The sequence below is a fragment of the Pseudomonas sp. R4-84 genome, assembly GCF_054130985.1.
Genome location: NZ_CP096390.1, coordinates 3713372 through 3728203, shown reverse-complemented (window position 1 = coordinate 3728203; position 14832 = coordinate 3713372). Strand labels below are relative to the sequence as shown.

The 14832-nt window shown below is 61.8% G+C and carries 14 protein-coding genes, 1 tRNA gene and 1 pseudogene; 9 read left to right on the top strand and 7 right to left on the bottom strand.

The features are described from left to right. Positions 1-42: 42 nt before the first annotated feature. The 3 genes from M1D68_RS17085 to M1D68_RS17075 all read right to left on the bottom strand — a co-directional run bounded on the left by M1D68_RS17085 (position 43) and on the right by M1D68_RS17075 (position 2470). The gene (locus M1D68_RS17085; RefSeq protein WP_457967849.1) at positions 43-873 is read right to left on the bottom strand and encodes an alpha/beta fold hydrolase; all 831 of its coding nucleotides are present in this window, start codon (positions 871-873) and stop codon (positions 43-45) included. Positions 874-950: 77 nt separating this feature from the next. After that, positions 951-1307 (bottom strand): 6-carboxytetrahydropterin synthase QueD, encoded by a 357-nt coding sequence (gene queD, locus M1D68_RS17080; RefSeq protein WP_025212792.1) that lies wholly within the window; start codon positions 1305-1307, stop codon positions 951-953. Between the two features lie 83 nt (positions 1308-1390). Then, positions 1391-2470 (bottom strand): patatin-like phospholipase family protein, encoded by a 1080-nt coding sequence (locus tag M1D68_RS17075; protein ID WP_457967847.1) that lies wholly within the window; start codon positions 2468-2470, stop codon positions 1391-1393. A 225-nt stretch (positions 2471-2695) separates the two neighbouring features. Here M1D68_RS17075 and M1D68_RS17070 point away from each other — a divergent pair, with 225 nt between their 5' ends. The 8 genes and pseudogenes from M1D68_RS17070 to M1D68_RS17035 all read left to right on the top strand — a co-directional run bounded on the left by M1D68_RS17070 (position 2696) and on the right by M1D68_RS17035 (position 10164). Then, the gene (locus M1D68_RS17070; RefSeq protein WP_434559833.1) at positions 2696-3004 is read left to right on the top strand and encodes a PepSY domain-containing protein; all 309 of its coding nucleotides are present in this window, start codon (positions 2696-2698) and stop codon (positions 3002-3004) included. Next, the gene (locus tag M1D68_RS17065) at positions 3004-3315 is read left to right on the top strand and encodes a PepSY domain-containing protein (RefSeq protein ID WP_420765669.1); all 312 of its coding nucleotides are present in this window, start codon (positions 3004-3006) and stop codon (positions 3313-3315) included. The genes M1D68_RS17070 and M1D68_RS17065 overlap by 1 nt, the downstream gene beginning before the upstream one ends. Further along, complete coding sequence (locus M1D68_RS17060; protein ID WP_434559831.1) at positions 3315-3983, top strand: response regulator transcription factor; 669 nt, start codon at positions 3315-3317, stop codon at positions 3981-3983. The genes M1D68_RS17065 and M1D68_RS17060 overlap by 1 nt, the downstream gene beginning before the upstream one ends. After that, complete coding sequence (locus tag M1D68_RS17055) at positions 3980-5293, top strand: ATP-binding protein (RefSeq protein ID WP_420765671.1); 1314 nt, start codon at positions 3980-3982, stop codon at positions 5291-5293. Before M1D68_RS17060 ends, M1D68_RS17055 begins: the two co-directional genes overlap by 4 nt. A 234-nt stretch (positions 5294-5527) precedes the next feature. Beyond that, a complete protein-coding gene (locus M1D68_RS17050) occupies positions 5528-6844 on the top strand; it encodes a Na+/H+ antiporter family protein (RefSeq protein WP_420765919.1) in 1317 nt (438 codons plus the stop codon). Between the two features lie 82 nt (positions 6845-6926). Beyond that, a pseudogene (locus tag M1D68_RS17045) lies at positions 6927-7817 on the top strand (cache domain-containing protein); the annotation flags it as partial. Positions 7818-7901: 84 nt separating this feature from the next. Then, on the top strand, positions 7902-8723 hold the full coding sequence (locus M1D68_RS17040) for a methyl-accepting chemotaxis protein (RefSeq protein ID WP_371914218.1): 822 nt from the start codon (positions 7902-7904) through the stop codon (positions 8721-8723). Positions 8724-9102: 379 nt separating this feature from the next. Then, on the top strand, positions 9103-10164 hold the full coding sequence (locus tag M1D68_RS17035; RefSeq protein WP_420765672.1) for an AI-2E family transporter: 1062 nt from the start codon (positions 9103-9105) through the stop codon (positions 10162-10164). Here the strand turns inward: M1D68_RS17035 and M1D68_RS17030 are convergent. From M1D68_RS17030 to M1D68_RS17015, 4 genes are all read right to left on the bottom strand, one after another. Then, entirely contained in the window at positions 10161-10343 is a 183-nt protein-coding gene (locus M1D68_RS17030; protein WP_420765673.1) for a hypothetical protein, read from the bottom strand. The two genes, M1D68_RS17035 and M1D68_RS17030, sit on opposite strands and share 4 nt — an antisense overlap. An 89-nt stretch (positions 10344-10432) precedes the next feature. Next, on the bottom strand, positions 10433-10627 hold the full coding sequence (locus tag M1D68_RS17025; RefSeq protein WP_420765674.1) for a hypothetical protein: 195 nt from the start codon (positions 10625-10627) through the stop codon (positions 10433-10435). A gap of 257 nt (positions 10628-10884) precedes the next feature. Beyond that, a tRNA-Asn gene (locus M1D68_RS17020) sits at positions 10885-10960 on the bottom strand. Between the two features lie 220 nt (positions 10961-11180). Then, complete coding sequence (locus M1D68_RS17015; RefSeq protein ID WP_420765675.1) at positions 11181-12377, bottom strand: amino acid aminotransferase; 1197 nt, start codon at positions 12375-12377, stop codon at positions 11181-11183. A gap of 332 nt (positions 12378-12709) precedes the next feature. Here M1D68_RS17015 and uvrB point away from each other — a divergent pair, with 332 nt between their 5' ends. Continuing rightward, on the top strand, positions 12710-14725 hold the full coding sequence (gene uvrB / locus M1D68_RS17010; RefSeq protein WP_434606894.1) for an excinuclease ABC subunit UvrB: 2016 nt from the start codon (positions 12710-12712) through the stop codon (positions 14723-14725). Positions 14726-14832: the final 107 nt, after the last annotated feature.

The following is a 14832-nucleotide window of genomic DNA, read 5'->3' as shown; positions in this document are numbered from 1 at the left end:
AATCGCTATCGCGAGCAAGCTCGCTCCCACACCATAAAGATTTCAGGTAGGGGAAAGCGGCCCTAAGAACCGCAACACCGCCGCGACGATGGCTTCCGGCGCATCCTCCTGAACCAGATGTCCAGCGTTCGGCACGGCCTGAAACAGCGCCCCCGGAATCATCTTGTGCAGCGCGCGGCCACGCTCGATGGGGATCCACTGGTCATCTTCACCCCACAATATCTGGGTCGGGCAGCGTACGCTGGGGTACAGCCCTTCGACCTCACGGGTGTAGCGCTCGTCCATCTGCGCAATCTGCCGGTAGAAGGCCGCCTGGCCCGGATCGCCAAGCCACGGCTTCACGTAGGGCGCCAGTTCTGCGTCGGAGATGTCTCGTTTCATCGCGCCGCGGACATAGGTCGGCACGATGGCGCGCTGAATGTAATCGGGCAGGCCGCTGAACGCCGCTTCATGCTGGCGCACATGCTGGACGAAAGGCGAACCCCAGGGCGACAGGGCCACCGGGTCGATCAGGGTCAGGCTTCGGTAATCCTTGCCATCGAGCAGATGTGTACGCAGCGCGGTGGCGCCGCCAAAGTCATGGGCCACTACGTCTGGACGTTCCAGGTTCCAGTGTTCCAGCAATTGGGCAAGCAGTGTGTTCTGCACGCCCAGGGACACGTCGGCGTCCGGTTGCGCAGATTGGCCATAACCCAGCAGGTCGAAGTAATGCACTTTGTGCGTGGCGAAGAAGAGCGGGGCGATGCGGTGCCACACATGGGAAGAAAAGGGCGTGCCGTGGACAAACACCAGCGGCGGGCCGTCGCCGTGGATGGCGTAGCGGACGGGGTGTCCGTTGAACTGGTAGACCTGATCCAGCGGCCAGTGAGTCATGATCGTATCCTCTTGGCATGTTTAAGCCAGAGAGCATAGACACAAAAGCTGCAGCTCCCTCGCCACAGCAGGTTTGGTTACTCCCCGTGATAGATGCAGCCGCTGGTGCAGGTCTCGTGGATGCGAATGGCGCTGAGTTCCGGCAGCAGCGGCTTCAACTCATTCCAGATCCACTTGGCCAGGACTTCGCTGGTCGGGTTTTCCAAGCCAGGAATGTCGTTGAGGTAGTTGTGGTCCAGGCGCTCGTAGAGCGGCTTGAAGATCGCCTTGATTTCCGAGAAGTCGCGAATCCAGCCCGTGTGCGGGTCGATGTCACCGCTGAGGTGGATAGCCACCTTGAACGAGTGACCGTGAAGACGGCCGCACTTGTGGCCTTCGGGTACGTGGGGTAGGCGGTGGGCGGATTCGAAGGTGAATTCTTTGAAGATTTCCACAGGTTCAGGCTCTTTAAGGTAGCGGTCGCGAGGCAGGCGGCGGAGTTTATCAGGTTGATCCGTGTGATGCGCGAGCATGCTGACTAAAGGGTCAGCAAACGCTCGCCCCATCCACCGTTGGCCGTCAGTTCAAGGAACTCATCGCCGAGCCGGCGGCTTTCGTCCATCGCCGTGCGCCAGTATTTACGGCGGCTCGGGTCATCGCCCATGAAGCGCTTGAAGTCGTTGCGATCCGGCAGTTTGCCGTAGGGCAGGCGAGCCAGGTATTCGCGCGATGGCGCGAGCAACAGCACGTTCTGGAGGCGTTCGGCGTTGCCCCTGCGCCATGGCAGGCCCTTGTCGAACCAGCCGGGAATGACCCGATCGGTGAAGTGTGGATAGAGGACTATGTCGTCGCCGCTGTAGGGCAGGTCGAGGTGATAGTCCAGCAGACCGCCGTCGCGGTAGGTGCCGGCGCCGGCGCCGGGGAGGTCGCGCACGCCTTCCATTACCATCGGGATCGAGCCCGACGCCAGCAACGCCTGGCGCAGGTTATCGGCGGTCAGCGGCACGAAGCGCGACGGGAAGTCTGTCAGCGGATTCAGCGGAGGCGCCAACCGAGGATCGTGTACGATCAGCCGCTCAAAATGCCGCGACAAGCGTGCGCGGCCCCGCAAGTTGTCGGCAATCACCGACGACAAGCCCAGGCCCAGCCGGCCACGGTGGTCCAGTGCCAGCAAGCCGTGGCTCTTGACCACCATGATATTGAGCCGGTAGAGCGGGTTATCGAGGATCGTCAGGTCCCGGCCTTCCAGCAGGTCGTCGAGCATGCGCTGGGAGCTTTGGCTGACGCCGGCCATGGTCACGCCTTTGGCGAAGCTCTGTTCGTTATACAAAGTGCCCAGGCGCCGGATACCCTCGGCGGCGTTCGGCAGACAGGCGCTGGCAAAGCGCCAGGAGCCAACCGAAGCCCCGATCAACGACCGCTCTCGCGGCGCGGCGGGGAGCCATTCGCCGAACAGGGCCAGGTCCAATCCCTGGATGCCCAAGGCTTTCGGGCCACCGGCGGCACCCGGCAGGATGCCAACATCGGCGGCCTTGAGGCCCGCCTCGCGGATACGCTTGAAGGCGCGGGAGCCGGCCTTGACGGTGAGGGCTGGGAATTTGATATGGATGGCGGTCATACCGGTCTCTGATACTGGCAAGCGATGAATTATAACGACACAAAACCCCGTAGGAACGAGCTTGCTCACGATAGCGTCAGCCCAGTTGCATCGATGGCAACGCAAAGACCGCTGCTGCCAGCAAGCTCGCTCTCAATTGATGTGTGTCCAATGATGGCAATTCAGTTTCAGTTAAGTTCACCCCGATAAAGTTTCCCGGTGAAGATTATAAGAAGGAGATAATCCGTGAACCGCCTGACTGCCTTTATTCTCGTGACGCTCATGGCCTTTGGCGCTGGCCTGGCTCAAGCACGAGATCTCCATCGCCATGAGATCAAAAAGCTGGTGGACGCTGGTACCATCCTGCCTTTTGACAAGCTCAACGAAGCGGCCCTGGCCGAACACCCTGACGGCACCGTGATTGATTCAGAGCTGGAAGATGAATACGGCAAGTACCGTTACAAGGTGGACCTGCGCGATGCGGATGGCATCGAATGGGAACTGGAACTCGACGCCGTCAGCGGCAAGGTGCTCAAGAATCATCAGGATACGTAATGAAGCTTAGTTTACGCGCCCGCAGCCGCTGGGCGCTGGCGCTGCTGGCGTTCTGTTCACTCGCCATGGCCCGGGACCTGGACCAGGACGAGGCCCTGCAACTGCGCCAACAGGGCGTGATCCTGCCGCTGGAGCAATTGCTCCAACAAGCGCTGGACCGCCATCCTGGCGCCAAGTTGCTGGAGGCCGAGCTGGAGGAAAAGCACGGCGTCTATATTTATGAAGTCGAGCTGCTGGATACCGACGGCGTAGTGCGCGAACTGGACCTGGAGGCCGCTACCGGCCGTTTACTCAAAGATAAGGAAGACTGATGCGCCTGCTCCTGGTGGAAGACCACGTTCCCCTGGCCGATGAGCTGATGGCCGGGCTTGCGCGGCAGGGTTATGCGGTGGATTGGCTGGCCGATGGTCGTGATGCGATCTATCAGGGCAGCAGCGAGCCCTACGACCTGATCATTCTGGACCTGGGCCTGCCGGGCGTTCCTGGGCTTGAGGTGCTGACGCAATGGCGAGCCGGTGGCCTGGCCACGCCGGTGTTGATCCTCACCGCCCGCGGCTCCTGGGCCGAGCGCATCGAAGGGCTCAAGGCCGGGGCCGATGATTACCTGACCAAGCCCTTTCACCCCGAAGAACTGCACTTGCGCATCCAGGCGCTGCTGCGTCGTTCCCACGGCCAGGCCAATCAACCGACGCTCCAGGCGGCCGGGTTGCACCTGGATGAAGGGCGCCAGTGCGTGATTCGTGACGGAGCGGAGATCCAGCTGACCGCCGCCGAGTTCCGCTTGTTGCGCTATTTCATGTTGCACCCCGAGCAAATCCTCTCCAAGAGTCATCTCGCCGAGCACCTGTATGACGGAGAAACCGAGCGCGATTCCAATGTGCTGGAAGTCCACGTCAACCACTTGCGGCGCAAGCTGGGGCGCAGCGTGATCGAAACCCGTCGCGGCCAGGGATACCTGTTCGGCGGGCAGACGCAGTGAGATCCATCCAACGGCGCCTGAGCCTTGGGCTGATCGGTGTGATGGTCGTGGTCGGCCTCGTCCTGGCGCAGACCAGCCTGTGGCTGTTCGAACTAGGCTTGCAGCGTTATCTGGAAGCGGGGCTGCGTAACGACAGCGAGAACCTGTTGGTAGCTTTGGTCCGTGGCCCGCAAGGTTTGCAGTTGGACGAGCGGCGCTTGTCACCGGCGTATCTGCGGCCGTTTTCCGGGCACTATTTCCGCATCGATTTCGCCAACGAGCATTGGCGCTCCCGCTCCCTGTGGGACCAGGAACTGCCCCGGCTCGACCATCCGGGCCTGCACAGCAATCTGCAACTGGGCCCCGAAGGCCAGAGGCTGCTGGTACTGCGCACCGACTATCGGCGCTTGGGCCAGGCAATTTCCATCAGCGTGGCCCAGGACTACACGCCCGTGCGCGACAGCTTCCTGAGGATGCAGCAGGTCGGCTTGGGGCTCGGCCTGGCCGGGTTGCTGCTGATCCTGTTACTCCAGCGCCTCACGGTACATCGCGCGTTGCGTCCGTTGGAAAAGGCTCGGGAGCAGATTGCCCAGTTGCAACGCGGGCAGCGCTCGCAGCTCGATGAGCAAGTGCCCAGGGAGCTGGAGCCACTGGTGGCGCAGATCAACCATCTGCTGGCCCACACCGAAGACAGCCTCAAGCGCTCACGCAACGCCCTGGGCAACCTGGGCCATGCCTTGAAGACCCCGCTGGCGGTGCTGCAAAGCCTGGCGTCGAACGAAAAGCTCGACCCTTATCCGGAACTGCGCAAGTTGCTGCTCGAACAACTGGAGCAGGTTCGCCAGCGCTTGAACCGCGAACTCAATCGCGCCCGGTTGTCCGGTGATGCGTTGCCCGGGGCGCACCTGGACTGCGACGCCGAACTGCCGGGATTGCTGGCGACGCTGAACATGATCCATGGCGAGCATCTGCATCTGGCCTACGTCGGGCCGCCCGGCTTGCACCTGCCTTGGGATCGTGAAGACCTGCTGGAACTGCTGGGCAACCTGCTGGACAACGCGTGCAAATGGGCTGACGCCGAAGTGCGCCTGAGCGTGAGCGAGACGGTCGAGGGCTTCAGCCTAGTGGTGGAAGACGATGGGCCGGGCATCCCCGCGGAGCGCCGCGACCAGGTATTCAGCCGAGGCACGCGGTTGGATGAGCAAACCGACGGCCACGGCCTGGGGCTGGGCATCGTGCGCGACATCGTCGACACCTGGGGCGGGACGCTGGCGCTGGGTGACAGCGAGTGGGGCGGCTTGAAGGTCGTGATCGACTTGCCCAAGCGCTGAAACACGCTAATGGTGCCGCTGAGCCCTGGGGGAGCGAGCTTGCTTGCGATAGCGTCAGTTCAGCCAAATGAATATCAACTGACCCACCGCCATCGCGAGCAAGCTCGCTCCCACACTGGATCGGCAGTGAATGCGAAACCCGCCGCATGACCCTTGCAGCTTGCCGCCGCTTCCTGCAAAGTCGCGACCTTTTTGTCCGGTGGCTTTCCATCGCTGTGCTTTGAGGTAACGATGATAAATGCAGTAATTGCGGCGGTTGGCGTCATGCTGGTGCTCAGCCTGTCCCGCGTGCATGTGGTGATCGCGCTGATCGTCGGCGCATTGGTGGGCGGCCTGACGGGCGGCCTGGGGATCGAGGCGACGCTCAAGGCGTTCAATGCAGGCCTGGGTGGCGGCGCTACGGTGGCGCTGTCCTACGCATTGCTGGGTGCTTTCGCCGTGGCGATCGCCAAGTCCGGCATGGCTCACGCCTTGGCCGACAAAGCCCTGGCCATGGTCGACCGCCAGGACGCCGCCGGCGGCACGGGCGTCAAGTGGGTGCTGATCGGCCTGCTGGGTACCGTCGCGGTCGCTTCACAGAATATCCTGCCGATCCACATCGCCTTCATCCCGCTGCTGGTGCCGCCACTTTTATATGTACTGACCAAGTTGCAGATGGACCGCCGGTTGATCGCCTGCGTCATGACCTTCGGCCTGATCACGCCCTATATGTTCCTGCCGGTGGGCTTCGGCAATATTTTCCTTAACGAAATCCTGTTGGCCAACGTCGCGAGAAGTGGCGTGGACGTCAGCGGCATCAACATCACCCACGCCATGGGCATCCCGGCGCTGGGCATGGTGTTTGGCCTGGCGCTGTCGTTTATCACCTATCGCAAGAAACGCGTCTATGACCTGAAGAAAATCGCTCGCGCCGAGCAGGTGGCGGTGCGCTATAACCCGCTCAGCCTGTTGGTGGCGGGGTTGGCGATCGCGGCGGCCTTTGCCATCCAGCTGCTGCTCGACTCGATGATCATCGGCGCCCTGGCCGGCTTCCTGATCTTTTCTGTCTCGGGTGTGGTGCGTTGGCGCGAGACCGATGACCTGTTCACCGAAGGCATGAAGATGATGGCGATGATCGGCTTCATCATGATCGCCGCGTCGGGGTTCGCCGAGGTGATGAAGGCCACCGGTGAAGTCCAGAGCCTGGTTGAAACCTCGGCGGCCTGGATCGGCCACAACAAGGGCGTCGGCGCATTGCTGATGTTGCTGGTGGGATTGTTGGTGACCATGGGCATCGGCTCGTCGTTCTCCACGGTGCCGATCCTGGCGACTATCTTTGTGCCGCTGTGCCTGCAACTGGGTTTCAGCCCGCTGGCGATCGTCTGCATCGTCGGCACCGCCGGCGCCTTGGGCGATGCCGGCTCGCCTGCCTCGGACTCGACGCTGGGCCCGACCTCCGGCCTGAACATCGACGGCCAGCATCACCACATCTGGGACACCGTGGTTCCGACCTTCATCCATTACAACCTGCCGTTGCTGGTGTTTGGTTGGGTGGCGGCGATGGTGTTGTAGGCCAAGACCGCGTTGCCTTCATCGCGAGCAGGCTCGCTCCCACAATGGATCGCATTTTCCTGTGGAAGCGAGCTTGCTCGCGATGGGGCCCTTGAATTCAGCGACCCTGCCAACTGACTGTTCACCTTGTCCTACAGTTTTGCCGTGGGCTGCCGTTAACCCAGCTAACCACACCATAAAACCTACAAGAGTGAACAGCATGCGCCTGAGCTTGAAGGCTAAAGTCCTGTCCCTGGCAATACTGCCGGTATTGCTGTCCGCCGTGATCATCAGCCTGACCACTGCGTTCATCTTGAAGGAACAGGCCAGCAAAGAAGTCCAGCAAACCCGCGAGCGCCTGCTCAGCGAGGCCAAGGCCACCCTACAGAATTATGTCGCGGTCGGGCTGACGGCCATCAAGCCGCTCTACGATGCCGCCGCGCCCGGCGATAACGAGGCGCGTGCCCAGGCGATCAAGTTGCTGTCCAATATCAGCTACGGCAAGGACGGCTATTTCTTCGGCTACGACTCCGAGACCATTCGTCTGTTCAAGGCCAACAGCCCTGATGGTGTGGGCAAGAGTTTCAAGGACAACCGCGATCCGAACGGTGTCTACGTCAACCGTGACCTGGTGAAAGTCGCCAAGGACGGCACGCATTACCTCGAATACAGCTCGCCGCTGCCGGGCAGCAAAGACCTGGTGCCGAAGCTCGGCTACACCGAATACTTGTCCAAGTGGGACCTGGCGGTGGGCAGCTCGGTGAATCTGGATGGCATCGAAGGTCAGGTGGCGTTGGTGGAAGCCAAGGTCCACGATCGGCTGCAAGGCGTGATCCTCAGCATCATCGGGATTGCCGCCGTGGTGTTGCTGGTGATCGCGGTGGTGGGCCTGGTGCTCGCCAACACCATCCTGCGTCCGTTGCACCTGATGAAGGACAACCTCGACGACATCGCGGCGGGAGAGGGCGACCTGACCCGGCGCCTGGCGATTACCAGCCAGGATGAACTGGGCCAACTGGCCGGTTCGTTCAACCGTTTCGTCGACAAGATCCACGGCCTGGTGCGGCAGATCACCGACATGACCTCGCAGCTGACCGGGCTGGTGACGCAAGTCTCCGAGCAAGCCCAGCGTTCAGAGCAGGCCATGGAACGCCAGCGCCACGAAACCGACCAGGTCGCCACCGCGATCAACGAGATGTCCTCCGCCGCCCAGGAAGTCGCCCGCAGTGCCCAGGGCGCCGCCGTCGCGGCCCAGCAGACCGACGAAGAAGGCCAGTCGGCCAAGCGCGTGGTGGCCGGCAGTATCCAGCAGATCCATGCGTTGGTGAACGATATCCGCAGCAGCGGCGTGTCCTTGGACAGCCTGCAACAGGACGTGGCCTCGATCGTCAGTGTCCTGGGAGTGATTCGTTCGATCGCCGAGCAGACAAACCTGCTGGCCCTTAACGCCGCCATCGAGGCCGCGCGGGCCGGCGAAGCGGGACGCGGTTTTGCGGTGGTCGCCGATGAGGTCCGCGCCCTGGCCAGCCGGACCCAGCAAAGCACCCAGGAAATTCAGGGGATGATCGACCGGTTGCAGTCCGGCACCCATGCGGCGGTGGAAGCGATGCGCCGTTCCAGTGAGGCCGGCGATGGCACGTCGGAACGGGCCAATGAGGCTGGGGCTTCACTGGACACCATGGCGCAGCTGATCGGCACCATCAACTCGATGAACGCCCAGATCGCCAGTGCCGCCGAAGAACAGACCGCGGTAGCCGAAGAAATCAACCGCAGCGTTCACCAGATCGCCGTGGCCGTGGACAGCGTTGCCGACGAAACCCAACTCGGCGCCCAGACCTCCCGCAGCCTGGCCGACCTGGGCCAGCGCCTGGGCAAGCTGGTGGGGCAGTTCCGGATCTGATCCGGGCAGCAGGAGCTGCCGAAGGCTGCGATCTTTCGCTTTCGATCCAGATGTGCCGCCTGGCTTGCCAGGCCCTATCGGAAGCGGAGGATCGCAGCCTTCGGCAGTTTCTGTCGGTCATCCTGTGGGAGCGAGCAAGCGAGCTCCCACAGTTGTTCTTCGCCGCCTGCATAGCCGGATCAGTGCCTGGGCTATGGCTCGCGCACCCTGTATCAACACGCCGAACGGCACATCCACCGCAATGTCGGTCGAAAAGCGGCGGGGTAGGCCACGTCCGGCCAGGCGGTGTTGATTTGGGTTCATGGCGCGCAGCAGACGCGACGGCACTCCGGCGAGTCCTGGCGGACTAATGTGTATCTGCCAAGGACATGGAAAGCAAATGAACCGCAAGAACCTCCAAAACAAATCACAGATGTTGCTGCTGATCCTGGTCAGCATCGCCTTCGTCTGGATCCTGCTGCCGTTCTACGGAGCGGTGTTCTGGGCCGTCATCCTGGGCATCGTCTTCGCGCCGCTGCAGCGGCGGCTGCAATTGAAACTCAACTGGCCGCGCAACCTCACGACGCTGCTGACCCTGACCAGTTGCATGCTGATCGCTGTCTTGCCGGTCATCGTCATCAGCACCTTGCTGGTCCAGGAAGGCGCGGCACTCTACAAGAGCCTGGAAAGTGGCGAGCTGGACGTTGCCGATTACCTGGCCCGCTTCAAGGAAGCATTGCCCCCGTACTTCCAGCACCTGCTGGACCGTTTTGGCCTGGGCAACCTGAGCGGGTTGCGGGACAAGATCGTCAAGAGCGCGATGCAGGGCAGCGAATTCTTCGCCACCCAGGCGTTCAGTTTCGGCCAGGGGACGTTCCAATTCCTGGTGAGCTTTTTCGTGATGCTCTACCTGCTGTTCTTTTTCCTGCGCGACGGTCCGGAACTGGTGCGCAAGGTTCGCTTTGCCGTGCCATTGGCGGAGCACCAGAAGCGCCGCCTGCAGTTGAAATTCAACCGGGTGGTGCGGGCGACGGTGAAAGGCAACCTGTTGGTAGCGATTACCCAGGGCGCACTGGGCGGCTTGATCTTTTGGGTGCTTGGCATTCCGACAGTGCTGCCCTGGGCGGTGCTGATGGCGTTCCTGTCGCTGCTGCCAGCCGTGGGAGCGGGCATCGTCTGGGCGCCGGTGGCGGTGTATTTCCTGCTGTCGGGGGCGATCTGGCAGGGCGTCGTGCTGACCCTGTTCGGTGTATTCGTGATCGGCCTGGTGGATAACTTCCTGCGGCCGATCCTGGTGGGCAAGGACACCAAGATGCCCGACTACATGGTCCTGGTCTCGACACTGGGCGGGCTGGCGGTGTTTGGCCTGAATGGCTTTGTCATCGGCCCGTTGATCGCGGCACTGTTCCTGTCGTGCTGGGCGTTGTTCGTCGAAAATACGCCTCGGGTGCAATTGCCTTAGGCGCGCAGCAGATAGGGACCGATGCGTTGCGACATGGCCTGGGCAGCGGGCAGTGAAGTCAGCGGGCCGCTGATGGTCACACCGTCCTGCACCAGATACCAGCAAGCCAGCAGGCCTCGTTCCCTGAGCGGGGCGGGGACGGCGCTGCCAACGACAGACATGATTTGAACCTTGGGCATGGGAAACCTCCATCAATCGATGGGGCTACCTTACGTCTCATGAAGGATGGGGAAAAATCAACGGCTTCAATAGTAGGAATCGATGCCGCTCAATCGACCACCAGGTCCAGCATGTGCACCACTTCCTGCTCGTTGAGCAGGCCCTTGCGGACCAGGCTCTCCGCGAGCAGCGAGAGGAACTTGGCGCTGCGGTGGCCTTCCAGGTGCTTGAGCTCGGTCAGTGCGTTGTACACCTTGCTCGAGGTGCACAGTCCCACGATGCGGTGAGGGTTTTGTGTTGGCATGGCTTCGTCCTTGTTGTTATGAAGCTGCAATGGCGGACCGGGACAGTTTGCGGCACGGCCATGACGCTCAGGTGACAGCTTGGGATTGGGAAAAACAAAGCAGGATTCAGACCATGATGCCGCATTGGCGCCAAATTATTGTTCTGGTAGCGACCTCAGACAGGCGCGCTACGGCCATCAGCGGGCTCTGACCGCCGAAAGGCGCCCATAAAAAAGCCCCTGAATCTTTCGATTCAAGGGCTTTGATTTTTGCTGTCTGGCTCCACGACCTGGACTCGAACCAGGGACCCAGTGATTAACAGTCACTTGCTCTACCAACTGAGCTATCGCGGAATGACGCGTATGTTACTGATTGGAAAAGAGAAGTCAAGCTTGGGTTGATGATTGGGCGGGATTTTCGTGGTTGAGGTGTTCAGGTAGCAAATGTTACTGCTCCACACATTACCGGCCGGACGCTGACCATTGTGGCGAGGGGATAAATCCCTGGCCACAGGGGGCACCCAAAAAAACGGGAAGCTCGATGGCTTCCCGCTTTTCATCCAGCGCCGGGGTGTCAGATCACCTGGACGATGGCCTTGGTTACCGCATCGATGTTGTTCTGGTTCAGCGCGGCCACGCAGATGCGGCCGGTGTCCAGGGCATAGATGCCGAACTCGTTGCGCAGGCGCGTCACTTGTTCAACGGTCAGGCCGGAGTAGGAGAACATCCCGCTCTGGCGGGCGACGAAGCTGAAGTCGTGGTGCGGCGCGGCCTTGGCCAGCATGTCCACCATCTGGTCGCGCATGCCGCGGATGCGCAGGCGCATCTCGGCCAGTTCTTCTTCCCACTGGGCCCGCAACTCAGGGCTGTTGAGCACGGCGGCGACGATGCTGGCGCCGTGGGTTGGCGGGTTGGAGTAGTTGGTGCGGATCACGCGCTTGACCTGGGACAGGACGCGGGCACTTTCTTCCTTCGACTCGCTGACGATCGACAAGGCGCCGACGCGCTCGCCATACAGCGAGAACGACTTGGAGAACGAACTGGAGGCGAAGAAGGTCAGGCCCGACTCGGCGAACAGGCGCACCGCCGCGGCGTCTTCATCAATACCCTTGCCAAAGCCCTGGTAGGCCATGTCCAGGAACGGCACGTGGTTCTTGGCCTTGACCACGGCCAGCACGTTTTTCCAGTCCTCGGGGCTCAGGTCCACGCCGGTCGGGTTGTGGCAGCAGGCGTGCAGCACAACGATCGAGCGGTCGGGCAGGGCGTTGAGGTCTTCCAGCAGGCCGCTGCGGTTCACGTCGTGGGTGGCGGCGTCGTAGTAGCGATAGTTCTGTACTGGGAAACCGGCGGTTTCGAACAGGGCGCGGTGGTTTTCCCAGCTTGGGTCGCTAATGGCCACGACCGCGTCTGGCAGCAGTTGCTTGAGGAAGTCGGCGCCGATCTTCAGCGCGCCAGTGCCGCCCACGGCCTGGGTGGTGATGACGCGGCCCGAAGCGATCAGCGGGGAGTCCTTGCCGAACAGCAGGGTCTGGACCGCCTGGTCATAGGCGGCGATGCCGTCGATCGGCAGGTAGCCACGGGACACGTGCTGAGCCACGCGAATCGTCTCGGCTTCAACCACGGCGCGCAGCAATGGAATGCGCCCTTCCTCGTTGCAGTAAACACCTACGCCCAGGTTGACCTTGTTGGTACGGGTGTCGGCGTTGAAAGCTTCGTTGAGGCCCAGGATGGGGTCGCGTGGTGCCAATTCGACAGCGGAAAACAGGCTCATTAGTGCGCGGCTCTGAATGGAGAATGAGGGGACGTGTCGCGCTCCAGCCGGATGCACTAGAGCGGTGCACAAACGGGGAGCTAGTATAGAGGCCATCACCGGGCAGGGCGACAGGCTAATCGGTCTTTACCGTAAGTATTTTCGTTTTTTTTCGACCGTTAGTCCCTTCGCCGCGTCAAAGTCTGCAAGGCGTGTAGGACGCTCGTCTTGAAAGCGAAGGCATTCACCTCCACATTGTGTGAATTCCAGCTTTTTCATCGGCCGACGTCAGTCAATTCGGTCTTCCTCGTTCCCGTCGGCTGGCCGACAGGAGTGAACCCAGGGGTTATGTTATGTCTGAATTCCAGCTAGTCACCCGCTTCCAGCCCGCCGGCGATCAGCCGGAAGCCATCCGCCTGATGGTCGAAGGCATCGAGGCCGGGCTGGCGCACCAGACGTTGCTGGGTGTGACCGGCTCGGGCAAGACTTTCAGCATCGCCAACGTGATCGCCCAGGTGCAGCGCCCGACGCTGGTGCTGGCGCCGAACAAGACGCTGGCGGCGCAGTTGTACGGCGAGTTCAAGGCATTTTTTCCGAACAACGCGGTGGAATACTTCGTTTCCTACTACGACTACTACCAGCCCGAAGCGTATGTGCCGTCGTCGGACACCTTCATCGAAAAGGACGCCTCGATCAACGACCACATCGAGCAGATGCGGCTGTCGGCGACCAAGGCGTTGCTCGAGCGCAAGGACGCGATCATCGTCACCACGGTGTCGTGCATCTATGGCTTGGGCAGCCCGGAAACGTACTTGAAGATGGTGCTGCACGTGGATCGGGGCGATAAGCTCGACCAGCGCGCCTTGCTCCGGCGCCTGGCGGATTTGCAGTACACCCGCAACGACATGGATTTTGCCCGGGCGACGTTCCGGGTGCGGGGTGATGTGATCGACATCTACCCGGCAGAGTCGGACCTGGAAGCGATCCGCATCGAGCTGTTCGACGACGAAGTGGAAAGCATCTCGGCCTTCGATCCGCTGACCGGCGAAGTGATCCGCAAGATGCCGCGCTTCACCTTCTATCCCAAGAGCCACTACGTAACGCCACGGGAAACCTTGCTGGGCGCCATCGAGGGGATCAAGGCCGAGCTGCAAGAACGCCTGGAATACCTGCGTTCGAACAACAAGCTGGTGGAGGCCCAACGCCTGGAGCAGCGGACCCGCTTCGACCTGGAAATGATCCTGGAATTGGGTTACTGCAACGGCATCGAGAACTACTCGCGCTACCTCTCGGGCCGTCCGGCGGGCGCACCGCCACCCACTTTGTACGACTACCTGCCGCCTGACGCCCTGCTGGTGATCGACGAGTCCCACGTCAGCGTGCCGCAAGTTGGCGCCATGTACAAAGGCGACCGTTCGCGCAAGGAAACCCTGGTGGAATATGGTTTCCGCCTGCCCTCGGCCCTGGATAACCGGCCGATGCGTTTCGACGAATGGGAAAGCGTCAGCCCGCAGACGATTTTCGTCTCGGCCACTCCTGGCAATTACGAGGCCGAGCATGCCGGTCGCGTGGTCGAGCAAGTGGTGCGGCCGACGGGGCTGGTGGACCCGCAGGTCGAGGTGCGCCCGGCACTGACCCAGGTCGATGATTTGCTGTCGGAAATCACGAAACGCGTGGCCTTGGAAGAGCGGGTGCTGGTCACCACGCTCACCAAGCGCATGGCCGAAGACCTCACAGATTACCTGGCCGACCATGGCGTGCGGGTGCGTTACCTGCACTCGGACATCGACACGGTGGAGCGGGTCGAGATCATCCGCGACCTGCGCCTGGGCACTTTCGACGTGTTGGTGGGCATCAACCTGCTGCGCGAGGGTCTGGACATGCCGGAGGTGTCGCTGGTGGCGATCCTCGACGCTGACAAGGAAGGTTTCCTGCGCTCCGAGCGCTCGTTGATCCAGACCATCGGTCGCGCGGCGCGAAACCTCAACGGCCGTGCGATTTTGTACGCCGATCGCATCACCGGGTCCATGGAGCGGGCTATCGGCGAGACCGAGCGCCGCCGCGACAAGCAGATCGCCTTCAACCTGGCCAATGGCATTACGCCTAAAGGCGTGTTCAAGGACGTCGCCGATATCATGGAAGGCGCCACGGTGCCTGGCTCGCGCAGCAAGAAACGCAAGGGCATGGCCAAAGCCGCCGAGGAAAGCGCTCGCTACGAAGCCGAACTGCGCTCGCCGAGCGAAATCACCAAGCGTATCCGGCAATTGGAAGAGAAGATGTACCAACTGGCCCGCGACCTGGAGTTCGAGGCCGCGGCGCAGTTGCGCGATGAGATAGGCAAGTTGCGCGAGCGGTTGCTGACTGTCTGACTCTTGCAGTGGCTTCGAAGGCCTCATCGTCGGAACGCCGCCCGGAGCAGGCTCGCTCCCTCAGTGGACCGCATCCAGTCCAGACAACTCGGTTTCCTGTGGGAGCG

What these genes read in the sequence shown, in the direction of transcription:
- M1D68_RS17085 (WP_457967849.1), bottom strand. Translation starts at nt 873, where the DNA reads ATGACTCACTGGCCGCTGGATCAGGTCTACCAGTTCAACGGACACCCC.
- M1D68_RS17075 (WP_457967847.1), bottom strand. Translation starts at nt 2,470, where the DNA reads ATGACCGCCATCCATATCAAATTCCCAGCCCTCACCGTCAAGGCCGGC.
- M1D68_RS17065 (WP_420765669.1), top strand. Translation starts at nt 3,004, where the DNA reads ATGAAGCTTAGTTTACGCGCCCGCAGCCGCTGGGCGCTGGCGCTGCTG.
- M1D68_RS17060 (WP_434559831.1), top strand. Translation starts at nt 3,315, where the DNA reads ATGCGCCTGCTCCTGGTGGAAGACCACGTTCCCCTGGCCGATGAGCTG.
- M1D68_RS17040 (WP_371914218.1), top strand. Translation starts at nt 7,902, where the DNA reads ATGACCTCGCAGCTGACCGGGCTGGTGACGCAAGTCTCCGAGCAAGCC.
- M1D68_RS17035 (WP_420765672.1), top strand. Translation starts at nt 9,103, where the DNA reads ATGAACCGCAAGAACCTCCAAAACAAATCACAGATGTTGCTGCTGATC.
- M1D68_RS17030 (WP_420765673.1), bottom strand. Translation starts at nt 10,343, where the DNA reads ATGCCCAAGGTTCAAATCATGTCTGTCGTTGGCAGCGCCGTCCCCGCC.
- M1D68_RS17025 (WP_420765674.1), bottom strand. Translation starts at nt 10,627, where the DNA reads ATGCCAACACAAAACCCTCACCGCATCGTGGGACTGTGCACCTCGAGC.
- M1D68_RS17015 (WP_420765675.1), bottom strand. Translation starts at nt 12,377, where the DNA reads ATGAGCCTGTTTTCCGCTGTCGAATTGGCACCACGCGACCCCATCCTG.
- uvrB (WP_434606894.1), top strand. Translation starts at nt 12,710, where the DNA reads ATGTCTGAATTCCAGCTAGTCACCCGCTTCCAGCCCGCCGGCGATCAG.